This is a genomic window from Photorhabdus khanii NC19, assembly GCF_000517265.1.
In the GTDB taxonomy this organism is placed as follows: Bacteria; Pseudomonadota; Gammaproteobacteria; order Enterobacterales; family Enterobacteriaceae; genus Photorhabdus; species Photorhabdus khanii.
Window position 1 is genome coordinate 55,672 of the sequence record NZ_AYSJ01000013.1, and the last position, 11,123, is coordinate 66,794.

Annotated in this window: 9 protein-coding genes and 1 other annotated feature; of the genes, 2 read left to right on the top strand and 7 right to left on the bottom strand. The window is 41.9% G+C overall.

All coding sequences use genetic code 11. From position 1 onward, the window contains the following. Positions 1-120: 120 nt before the first annotated feature. A complete protein-coding gene (locus tag PTE_RS12360; RefSeq protein ID WP_036846918.1) occupies positions 121-885 on the bottom strand; it encodes a YciC family protein in 765 nt (254 codons plus the stop codon). A 435-nt stretch (positions 886-1,320) separates the two neighbouring features. Between PTE_RS12360 and ompW the strand changes: the two genes are divergently transcribed. After that, positions 1,321-1,962, top strand: coding sequence for an outer membrane protein OmpW (gene ompW, locus PTE_RS12365; protein WP_036846919.1), 642 nt, complete (start codon positions 1,321-1,323; stop codon positions 1,960-1,962). A gap of 72 nt (positions 1,963-2,034) precedes the next feature. Here the strand turns inward: ompW and trpA are convergent, their stop codons facing one another. The 6 genes from trpA to PTE_RS12395 are packed head-to-tail and all read right to left on the bottom strand — an operon-like array spanning position 2,035 to position 8,611. Then, a complete protein-coding gene (trpA, locus tag PTE_RS12370) occupies positions 2,035-2,841 on the bottom strand; it encodes a tryptophan synthase subunit alpha (RefSeq protein ID WP_036846922.1) in 807 nt (268 codons plus the stop codon). Continuing rightward, the gene (trpB, locus tag PTE_RS12375) at positions 2,841-4,031 is read right to left on the bottom strand and encodes a tryptophan synthase subunit beta (protein WP_036846924.1); all 1,191 of its coding nucleotides are present in this window, start codon (positions 4,029-4,031) and stop codon (positions 2,841-2,843) included. Before trpB ends, trpA begins: the two co-directional genes overlap by 1 nt. A gap of 34 nt (positions 4,032-4,065) precedes the next feature. Then, entirely contained in the window at positions 4,066-5,430 is a 1,365-nt protein-coding gene (gene trpCF / locus PTE_RS12380; protein WP_036846926.1) for a bifunctional indole-3-glycerol-phosphate synthase TrpC/phosphoribosylanthranilate isomerase TrpF, read from the bottom strand. Positions 5,431-5,432: 2 nt separating this feature from the next. After that, entirely contained in the window at positions 5,433-6,431 is a 999-nt protein-coding gene (trpD, locus tag PTE_RS24560) for an anthranilate phosphoribosyltransferase (RefSeq protein ID WP_036846928.1), read from the bottom strand. 15 nt (positions 6,432-6,446) lie between these two features. Beyond that, positions 6,447-7,025 (bottom strand): glutamine amidotransferase-related protein, encoded by a 579-nt coding sequence (locus PTE_RS24565; protein ID WP_036846931.1) that lies wholly within the window; start codon positions 7,023-7,025, stop codon positions 6,447-6,449. Further along, a complete protein-coding gene (locus tag PTE_RS12395) occupies positions 7,025-8,611 on the bottom strand; it encodes an anthranilate synthase component 1 (RefSeq protein WP_036846933.1) in 1,587 nt (528 codons plus the stop codon). Before PTE_RS12395 ends, PTE_RS24565 begins: the two co-directional genes overlap by 1 nt. 28 nt (positions 8,612-8,639) lie before the next feature. Next, positions 8,640-8,740: a sequence feature (Trp leader region), on the bottom strand. A gap of 650 nt (positions 8,741-9,390) precedes the next feature. On the opposite strand from PTE_RS12395, the gene PTE_RS12400 reads away from it, so the two are divergent. After that, positions 9,391-11,028 carry a glycoside hydrolase family 18 protein gene (locus PTE_RS12400; RefSeq protein WP_036846944.1) on the top strand — a complete coding sequence of 546 codons (1,638 nt, stop codon included), beginning with the start codon at positions 9,391-9,393 and terminating at the stop codon, positions 11,026-11,028. The last annotated feature ends 95 nt before the right edge of the window (positions 11,029-11,123 follow it).

An 11,123-nucleotide genomic window follows, 5' to 3' on the forward strand; every position in this document is an offset into this window, starting at 1 on the left:
TTTGATTTTATCCGGATAGTCAAGCTGCAAAACATACATGGACATAAACGGTTCATGTTGTATTGCTTCAGCCCCATAGCTTTTATCGCTATGGGGTTTGTTTGAACAGCTATTTTATATTCATTTTTGTTGTGAAGAGGCAACCAGCATATATAACCTGAACAGATAAATTAACAGAATAGCTGAGATCAGGTTATTAAATACGCCAAGCATGACTCCCGCCATCTCGCGATGAATGAATGTCAGATGGTCAATAATAAACACCAGTAAGAGCTTTGCGGTCAGCCATAACAGAATTGCCGGAACCAGCAAACGAATATTGGCAAATGCCAGTTTCCAACTTATTTTCATAGAGGCAAAAATACCACAACGTTCAGCGGTCATAATAACCGGTGATAAAGCCAGGGCGATAGACAAAATAATACCTGGTACCAGCATGAGCATCAAACCAAGTTGGATCAGCAGAGTGCAGATAAGTAGTAGCAGGAACAGTTTTGGTAATTGGCTTGCTGATAAACCAATTGCCTGTAATGAAGAAATACGATTTCCCGCTGAAACTGCCGTGACCAACGTCAAGACACCACCAACCAGTAGTACATTGCCAATCATACTGGAGAAAATAGTGCCTATTCCCGCCCGCATGATCATAGACTGTTGCTCTGGGGTCATTTGGGACACCATATCCTGAATACCTGCTTTACCTGAAGTTGCAAAAGTGAATTCTGCTTCTGTCAGCAGCTTCATCTGTTCGCTATCAGGGATAAACAGGTGACCCAATAGGGTAGTCACCAGAGCCGCCAGAACGGCCAGAGTCAGAGTACTTAACAGTTGATTCTTGAAAAAGTTAAAACTGTCACGGTACAGGGTATTCGCCGTGATTGGCATGAAGACAGCTCCTATCAGGTTAAACAATACAATAATACACAGCGGTTAATTGTACTCTGTTATGGGCAGATGTGGATAGCCGAAAGGAGATTATGCGGATAAATTAGTGATTGTCTGTGATTGTTGATGAAAGGAAAAAATGCTTCATGTTATCTTTTTAATATGAAAATAAACATAAATTTAACCTTGTTAAAACATAATGGAAGTATCATCAGATAAAATATTTGAATTAGTATATAAATATAAAAAATATCCAACTAATTAATAATAAATATTGATTTGTGTCAATTTAAAATAATTCCTATTTGAAATAATAATATCGCAAATATACGATTTTTATTAAATTCTTTAAAAGATGTGATCTATCTTGGATCATAATTTTAAATATATGGCTATATTTTTATTGACTTTTAAATCACAGGAATGGGATGAATAATGAAAAAACTTTCTGCATTTGTATTAGCAGCGGCAACTTTAGCACCATCGTTCGCTTTTGCTCATGAAGCGGGTGATATTCTTTTCCGCACGGGTACTGCAACAGTAAGGCCTAATACGGGTTCTGATAATGTATTAGGGGTAGGTTCTCTTAGTGCGGATAATAATACCCAGATGGGTTTAACCTTCGGTTATATGATTACCGATAATATTGGTATTGAATTACTCGCTGGGACACCTTTCCAGCATCAGGTAAGTTTACCGGGTGCTGGTAATATTGCCAAAATAAAGAGTCTTCCACCGACATTAATGGCGCAATACTATTTCGGCTCTAAAGAAAGTCATTTTCGCCCTTATATTGGTGTTGGTTTGAACTATACCACTTTCTTTAACGAAAAATTCAATGGTAATGATGCTGTTAAAGGCAATAATTTACACAGTCTGGAGCTGAAAGATTCCTGGGGTGTTGCCGGGCATGTTGGCTTAGATTATGAGTTAGATCAAAACTGGATGCTAAACGCATCTGTGTGGTGGGTGAACATTGAAACTGATGTGAAATTCAAAGCAGGTGACAAGAGCCATAAAATTGATACCCGGCTTGATCCGTGGGTATTTATGTTTGGTGTCGGTTATCACTTCTGATAAGAACCGCGTTTGTTTAATGTGAGTTGTATGATATGAGAAAATGGGGCAGATTTTGCCCCATTTTTTATACTAAAGCTGAGTGGCAGATTTCATTTTTGATACAAACTCAGTAAGTTTTTTCAGCATTATTTCTGGTTGAGAAAGATTTTCTTCAATAATTTTGATTACGGCAGATCCGGAAATTGTACCAACTGCACCACTTGCTAACGTTTCTTTTATCTGTGCAGGTTCTGAAATACCAAATCCCTGTAATGGTGGTGCAGCATGATATTCCCGCAACTTGTTGACCAAATGATTTAAAGGATGTTCAGCGCGTCGTTCTGTGCCGGTAACGCCTGCTCGGGATAATAAATAGGTATATCCCCGGCCGTAAGAGGCGATTTCACGTAATAATTCATCTTCTGCGTTCGGAGGACAAATAAAAATAGGAGCAATACCGTATTTCATTGCTGCGGTACGGAATGGCCGTGATTCTGATACAGGAACATCTGCAACTAATACAGAATCGATATCTGCGTCTTTGCAGCAGCGATAAAACTCGTCTATGCCATTATGAAAAATCAGGTTGGCATACATCAATAAACCAATGGGAATATCAGGATATTTTGTCCGGATTTTTGCCAACAGTTCAAAACAAAGAGTGGGGGTAACATTTGAGGAGAAAGCGCGCAGATTGGCATTCTGAATTGTCGGGCCATCAGCCAGCGGATCAGAAAAAGGAATACCTAACTCAAGGGCATCAGCACCACCTGCAATCAGTGCGTCAATAATTTCCAACGATAATTCCGGGTTTGGATCACCTAGTGTGACAAAGGGGACAAAAGCACCTTGTTTACGGCTTTCCAATTGTTTAAATAGCTGCTCGTAACGCTCCATCAGATTTCCCCCCTGGATTTTAAAATATCATGGACAGTAAATATGTCTTTATCACCGCGACCGGATAGATTGACGATCAGTAATTGCGCTTTATCAGGCGCTTGATGGATCATTTTCAAAGCATAAGCCAGCGCATGAGAGGATTCGAGAGCCGGAATAATGCCTTCTTCACGGGAAAGCGTTTTGAATGCAGCTAATGCTTCATCATCAGTGATGGAAAAATAGTCAGCTCGGCCGATACTGTTCAGATAGGCATGCTGAGGGCCGACGGAAGGGAAATCCAGACCGGCTGAAATAGAATAAGATTCTTCAATCTGGCCTTCATCTGTCTGCATCATGGGCGATTTCATACCAAAATAGATACCTAATTCGCCATGTTTCAGCGGGGCACCATGTTGGCCCGTTTCGATACCGTGTCCCGCGGGTTCAATACCAATCAAGCGTACTGATGTTTCAGGAATAAACTCGGCAAACATGCCAATGGCGTTGGATCCGCCACCAACGCAGGCCAGCACGGCATCAGGCAGACGTCCCTCTTTTGCCAGAATCTGGGCTTTGGCTTCTTCACCAATCATACGCTGGAATTCCCGAACTAGGGTTGGGTAGGGGTGTGGGCCAGCGGCGGTACCTAACAAATAGTGAGCCTTATCATAGCTGCCAGACCAGTCGCGCAGTGCTTCATTGCAGGCATCTTTTAGGGTTGCAGAGCCGCTGTGAACCGGGATAACTTCGGCTCCCATCAGACGCATGCGGAAGACATTAGGGGATTGGCGCTCGACATCTTTAGCACCCATATAAATACGGCATTTCATATTTAACAGTGCGCAGGTCAGGGCTGTTGCCACACCATGCTGGCCGGCACCGGTTTCCGCAATAATTTCATTTTTGCCCATGCGTTTCGCCAGTAATGCCTGACCAAGTACCTGATTGGTTTTATGAGCGCCGCCGTGTAATAGATCTTCTCGTTTCAGATAAAGGCGGGTTTTAGTGCCTTTAGTCAAATTACGACATAAAGTTAATGCCGTTGGTCTGCCTGCATAGTTTTTCAGCAGGTCCTGAAACTCTTGCTGGAATTCAGGATCTTGTTGAGCATCAATAAATGCCGCTTCTAATTGTTCAAGGGCTGGAATAAGGATCTGTGGCACAAATTGTCCACCGAAATCACCAAAATAGGGGTTAAGTTTACTCATTATTCTGTTTGTCCATTAGTCAAAGAGTCGTTGTTTATTGGTAGCTACGTAGACGCTGAAACACTTTACTCAATTTATGACTGCTTTTGATCCCCGGCGCACTTTCAACACCAGAGTTAAAATCAAGCCCGCAACAGCCATATTTTGCTGCCTGTTGGCAATTTTCTTCATTTAATCCACCTGCTAACATCACATTGTTGAGTGATTGTTTTTCAAGTAATTGCCAGTCGAAACTTTTGCCGGTCCCACCTTTGCCGTTATCAAGCAGATACCGATCAATATTTCCGGTTTTAGCGTGAAATGAATCTTTCGACATATCAATCGCTTTCCAAATCTGGCAGTTTTCAGGCAATAATTTCCGCAGTTCTTCAATATAAACTTCGCCTTCTGTTCCATGTAATTGCACCGCAGCGAGAGACAGACAGCGGGCGGTATGATTGATAAATGCAGATGATTGATTTTGAAATACCCCCACATATTTGAGAGCAGCCGCATTGATGATTTGTTGAGCTTGTTCGATATTAACTCTACGCAGAGAATGCTCAACGAATATCAAACCACCATAAACAGCCCCTGCTTGTAACGCCGTTTTAGCATCTTGTGGGCGAGTTAATCCACAGACCTTATTTTCCCCCAGAATCAGTTGACGTAATGCCAGATCCAGGTTGGACTGGGACATCAAAGCGCTGCCGATCAGAAAACCATTGGCATAATGGCTGAGTTCACGAATTTGCTGATGCTGGTGGATGCCTGATTCGCTGATAACAATTGTTCCTTCCGGTAACTGTGGTGCAAGTTGTCTGGTACGGTTTAAATCTATAGAAAGATCTCTGAGATCACGGTTATTGATACCAATAATTTTGGCTTTTAATGTGACAGCTCTGATCCGTTCTTCTTCTGAACTCACTTCAGTCAGTACGCCCATATTTAGACTATGCGCAAGTTCAGACAGCATAATATATTGCTCATCGTCAAGAACCGACAGCATCAGCAAAATTGCATCTGCCTGATAATAGCGAGCGAGATAAACTTGATAAGGATCGATAATAAAATCTTTGCACAGCACCGGCTGATGAACGGCATGACTCACCAAACGGAGAAAGTCATAGCTGCCCTGAAAATATTTTTCATCCGTTAATACTGAAATTGCGGCAGCATAAGGCTGATAAGTTTTTGCTATCAGGATGGGATCAAAATCCTGACGAATGAGTCCTTTTGAAGGCGATGCCTTTTTACACTCCAGAATAAAAACAGTCTGTTCACTGTTCAGCGCCTGATAAAAACGACGCTGGCTGGCAACAATAGAATCAATAAAGCTTTCCAAAGGTTGTTGTTGCTTGCGTTCAATAAGATATTCGGTTTTATCATTAACAATTTTCTGTAAAACGGTAGCTTGCATCATTAACTCCTTGCGGCAAGTGCGGTGACTCGTTCATAAGCCAGACCACTGTGAATGGTTTCAAGAGCTTGTTGCGTGTTATGACGTAAATTTTCCTGTCCATGAATTTTCATCAGCAGGGCAACATTAGCGGCAACGGCATCAGCATGGGCTTTCTTACCCCGGCCCTGTAACAATAGACTGAGCATTTCACGGTTTTCCTCCGGCGCCCCCCCTTTTAATGCCGATATTGGATGGTTTTGTAAACCAAAATCTTCAGCATTTAATTGATAATGAGCAATTTCTCCATCATTAAGTTCTGCAACGATTGTTGGTGCATGCAGGGCAACTTCATCCATTCCCCCACTGTGAACAACCGCTGCCCGTTGATAGCCCAGGATTTGCAAGGTACTGGCAATAGGGCCAACCAGCTCAGGGCTGTAAACGCCAATTAATGCCAACGGCGGGCGGGCCGGGTTAACCAGAGGGCCTAATACATTGAACAGCGTCCGGGTTTTCAGTTGCTGACGTACAGGTATCGCATGGCGGAATCCAATATGATACTGCGGCGCAAACAGAAAACAGATGCCGATTTCATCCAGGGCGTTGCGGGCACATTCTGCACTGATATCAAGCGCTATACCCAATGCCGCCAGCAAATCAGATGAACCGGAACGGCTGGAAACACCGCGGTTACCATGTTTGGCGACTTTAATATGACAAGCTGCTGCGACAAATGCACTGGCGGTTGAAATATTGATGCTGTCAGTTCCATCGCCCCCTGTTCCGACAATATCGCAGAAAGTGTAGTCTGGCCTCGGAAATGGCAGGGCATTTGCCAGTAACGCCTGCGCAGCACCGGCGATCTCCTGTGGCTGCTCACCGCGCAATTTCATACTGATAAGGACCGCAGCGAGTTGCGGTTCACTTAATTCTCCTTGAATGATGGCGGAAAACAGTTGCTGGCTCTCTTGTTGTGTCAGTATCTGTGCACTGAACAATTTGTCGAAAATAGACTGCATTTTCATACCTCCTTTTTAATTCAATGCCCAGGTCAGAGTTTGTTCAAGTAATCTGGTGCCATGTGTTGTGAGAATGGATTCTGGATGGAACTGGAATCCACAAACCTTATGTTTGTCGTGGCGAATAGCCATAACGGTGTCGCCACAACGGGCAGAAATCGTCAATTCAGATGGAATTCTGTGACCCGCCAAAGAGTGATAACGGGCAACGGGCAAAGGGTTCTCCAGATCAGCGAACATAGCTTGATTATCATGCTCTGCCAGAGAGGCTTTGCCGTGCAGGATTTCATCAGCGGCGGAAATCTCTCCACCATAGGCTTCAATAATTGCCTGATGTCCAAGACAGATGCCGATCACCGGAATTTTGCCGATTATTTTTTCGAGTAATTCAGGCATACAGCCCGCGTCAGAGGGTTTACCCGGTCCCGGTGAAAGCATCAGTAACGGAGAGGGTAGCGTTCTGAATTGCTGCATAATGATGTCAGTTGCAACGGTATTGCGATAGATAACAACCTGATGACCTTTATTGCGTAATTGATCGACGAGGTTATAGGTGAATGAATCCACGTTATCGAGCAGGAGAATATTCGCCATCAGAAAATCTCCTCTGCTTGATGTGCTTCCGCAATGGCACGAATGACGGCTCTTGCTTTGTTGCAGGTCTCTTCAGCTTCTGCCGAAGGTACGGAATCCAGTACTACGCCCGCGCCGGCCTGAATCGTCGCGATGCCATCTTCCACGTAAGCAGAGCGGATAACGATACAATTATCCATATCACCTCTGCCGGTGAAATAACCGACAGCGCCACCGTAGCTGCCACGACGTTCATTTTCGTAATGGGCGATAAGTTGCATTGCCCGAACTTTCGGTGCACCGGTAAGGGTTCCCATATTCATACAAGCTTGATAAGCATGGAAAATATCTAAGTCATGGCGTAATGTCCCGACCACACGGGAAACCAGATGCATGACAAAAGAGTAACGATCGACTTTTGTCAGATCAGCGACATAGCGGCTGCCGGGTTCACAAATACGGGCTAAATCATTACGGGCTAAATCAACCAGCATCAAGTGTTCAGCTAATTCTTTGTGATCTGTACGCATCTCCAGTTCAGTTCGGCTGTCCAGATCTGCATCCAACTCTCCGGCAGCATTGCGCCCACGGGGACGTGTGCCGGCGATAGGGTAAATCTCAATTTGACGATTAGACGCATCATATTTCAGTGCGCTTTCAGGGGACGCGCCGAACAGACAGAAATCTTTATCCTGCATGAAGAACATATAAGGACTTGGATTGCGTTGTTTAAGTTTTTGATAAGCATTAAGCGGTGCTGGACATGGCAGAGAGAAGCGCCGGGATGGAACCACCTGAAAAATATCGCCCTGGCGGATGTATTGTTGCAATTGTGTCACTATTTCTGCATATGTTTTGTCGTCCTGATTGCATAAAACTTTCATGGCCGGCAGAGAGATTTGTTGTACTGGCTCAGTGGGTTCTGTGATGAGTTTCGCTAATGTTTTCAACCGTTGCTTAAGACGTTGCTCTTCTTCTGGAGAATCACTAAATAGACTGATTTGCAGGCGTGCGCTTTTATTTTGATGGTCGATCACCATTAAAGTTTCTGCCAGATAAAAACAGAAATCAGGACAACGTTGAACAGTTTTTACTGTGGGTAACGGCTCAAACCCGGCGACCAGGTCGTAGGAAAAAAGGCCACCAATGAATATTGCCTCTGCATTGTCTTGTGATGATAATTCGTATTGTGATGGCAATTCTGCCAGAGAAAGAAGGGCACGCAATGCATCAAATACAGATATGGCTTTCAGGCGACTATCTTCATCGATCATAGTGTGATTGATTGGCGGAAAGATCAATTGAAGAGAATCGTGTGTCATTTCAGATTGGACGTTGCTGGGAAATTTTTTGACCAAAATCGGTAATAAATCTCGGCCATTTTCTGTCAAGGCGTCAAAAGTGACCTGATTGCTGTTTGCGCTGATACGCAAGGCGCTGTCGATGATTAACAGGCTTTTCAGGCTTTTTTTACTGTTAATTTCTGCCGATTCCAGCAATAACGTTGCTGGTCGCTGACTACAAAGTTGATTGAATAGCCGTGCAGGATCGGGCTGATAAGTTATTTCCTGCTCAATGACTGTGAGTTTTGGTTGTTTATCCGTCATTTTTTCGTCCTGATTATGAGTTATGCATATAAAAAAACCCGCCTTTCTGGCGGGTTTTGGTAATTTGGCACTGTTGATTTATGTGCGTGACCATACCGCCCTTAATGGGAAGTTGTGCCACCAACGGATAGACATCATAAATACAGTCATTTTCAGTGCCTCTTTCGCATTAAATAGAGATGATATACGGGATGATACTGCCATTTCTTTTGTACTAGTAAACTGGAACGGTGTTTGTGTGTCAAGAATTTTATGAAAAAGATTCTATTAAATTTTTGTCGATTGGTTGGGTAAGGGTATAGAAGACGCGAATATTAATAAATTTATTATTTTACTGTCATAAATAACTAATATTATCATTTTATGATATCGCTATGATGCATATTTAATAATATTACACATATCAATTTTGTTTCATTAAAAACAGAATTTAGCTGTAGTAAATCTTGATTAAATAGCATGACTGGCTAGCTTTTTATTGAATCAATAGGCAAACGACGAGAATAGACAATCAATTTTTATATCTGCATATGAAAAAAAGAGGTTTAACAGATATTGCTGTAAGAAGTAGTATTCAGACCTCTAACATATCGTGTTACTTAAAGTGTGCATTTTCATGCGCTTAAGATATTTAATCCTTTTTATTCAATACATTATAGGTATTCTTGGTAAGCAGTTTTTAATATGACTACTTATAAAGCCCTACTGAATTCCGGCATAGGTTGCCATGATGTAACTTTCTGATGTTTAAAACAATTGTACCGTTAGTGGAGTATGATATGAGTAAAGATGAATCAAAAGCAGATAGTCAACTGGTATATCAAACTGATCCTGGATATAAGCATGGTACAGAACTTATCGGTGCGGGTGCTGCGCAAAAAACTTATGAGCTAAATAAGTTTGACCCTAAAAACGTTGATAACGCATTATCGTATACACCAACAAGACTGGCTAAAACAGTTTTCAATACCTATGACGAGAATGATGATTTTGCTGTTCTCTGTTATTTAACTGATTGGTCAATCTACGATAGGCGTCTAATGCCAACAGACGATGATGATTTTAAAATATATGGCGGCAGAGGTGCTGATTTAATGCGCCTTAAGGGTGATAAAGACAAAGGAAAACCGTTTAAAAGAATTATCTTTAGCTTTGCAGGTATTATTGGCGATACTGGAGAGAAACAAATAGCCATTATGACAGCGGCTAAAGATGGATGGAAGATGGGAGATACTGATGAAAATATAATTAAAGATCATAAAGGCAAACCTATCCCGATTGATTCTTGGGCTGATGTTGGTTCTTATCTTAATTGCGGTTTCAGTGGTTGGAAGGATGACGATTGGAAGTTATATGAACAAGATAAGGCACAAGGGGTATTAGGCGGTTTACATTTACTCCAGAAGGAAAATCCGGATCTGGAAATTTCTGTCAGTGTTGGCGGCTGGTCAATGAGTGGTGCTTTTTATGAAGTGTGTCGTGATGATACATTTCGCCAGCGGTTTGTTGAGGGTGTTAAAGATTTATATACCCGATTCCCTATGCTAACTCACATTGATCTTGATTGGGAATATCCTGGTTCTGCCGGAGCGGGCAATCCAAACGCTCCAGATGACTATGAGCATTTTGTCAAACTTATTAAGGATTTGAAGAGTGCGAATATCAGTAATTTAAAAGGGATCAGTATTGCTGCTTCTGCCGATATAGAAAAAATCAAAGCAGCGCATATTCCAGAATTGATCGCAGCCGGTGTTAATGAAATTAACTTAATGACTTATGATTTTTTCACATTAGGTGATCAAAAGCTTTCTCATCATAGCAATCTTTATCGTAATAAAGATGACCAATATTCTAAATACTCAGTCGATGATGCAGTTAATTATCTCATCTCTTTAGGTATTAATAAGAAATTAATTTATATCGGTTATTCTGGTTATACACGTAATGCCAGAACTGCGGAGCTAGAGAGTAATAATAATGAGCAGTTAGTTGGAAAATATACTGATGGAACATCTACGGTAGGGAGTTTTGAAAGCAGTGTCACTGAATGGACAGATATTATCTATAACTATGTTGATTATGAAAATCAAATAGGTCGTAATGGTTTTGCGGTTTTCCATGATCCGATTGCTAAAGCGGATTATCTTTACAATAAAGATCTCAAAGTATTTATGTCATTAGATACCCCCCGTTCAGTAAGGGAAAAAGGTCGCTATGTTAAAGAAAAGGGATTAGGTGGTTTATTTATCTGGACGGGTGATCAAGATAACGGTTTGTTAACTAATGCTGCTCATGAAGGGCTGGGGCGTAAACCAATTAAAAAAGTGGTTGAAATGGAGCCATTCTATTTCGAAGGTGAACTTCCTTCTTACGACAAACCGAAAGAGAAACAGTGTGAAACATGTAAATTAAATTGAATTGACTCTTTAAAAGATTTCACTGTTTAATGTGGTTATAGTTTCTATAACTGTTCTATTCAGGTGTTTCCGATTAATTAGGTTGGAATAATACA

What these genes read in the sequence shown, in the direction of transcription:
- trpD (WP_036846928.1), bottom strand. Translation starts at nt 6,431, where the DNA reads ATGCAGTCTATTTTCGACAAATTGTTCAGTGCACAGATACTGACACAA.
- PTE_RS12360 (WP_036846918.1), bottom strand. Translation starts at nt 885, where the DNA reads ATGCCAATCACGGCGAATACCCTGTACCGTGACAGTTTTAACTTTTTC.
- trpCF (WP_036846926.1), bottom strand. Translation starts at nt 5,430, where the DNA reads ATGCAAGCTACCGTTTTACAGAAAATTGTTAATGATAAAACCGAATAT.
- PTE_RS12395 (WP_036846933.1), bottom strand. Translation starts at nt 8,611, where the DNA reads ATGACGGATAAACAACCAAAACTCACAGTCATTGAGCAGGAAATAACT.
- trpA (WP_036846922.1), bottom strand. Translation starts at nt 2,841, where the DNA reads ATGGAGCGTTACGAGCAGCTATTTAAACAATTGGAAAGCCGTAAACAA.
- trpB (WP_036846924.1), bottom strand. Translation starts at nt 4,031, where the DNA reads ATGAGTAAACTTAACCCCTATTTTGGTGATTTCGGTGGACAATTTGTG.
- PTE_RS12400 (WP_036846944.1), top strand. Translation starts at nt 9,391, where the DNA reads ATGAGTAAAGATGAATCAAAAGCAGATAGTCAACTGGTATATCAAACT.
- ompW (WP_036846919.1), top strand. Translation starts at nt 1,321, where the DNA reads ATGAAAAAACTTTCTGCATTTGTATTAGCAGCGGCAACTTTAGCACCA.
- PTE_RS24565 (WP_036846931.1), bottom strand. Translation starts at nt 7,025, where the DNA reads ATGGCGAATATTCTCCTGCTCGATAACGTGGATTCATTCACCTATAAC.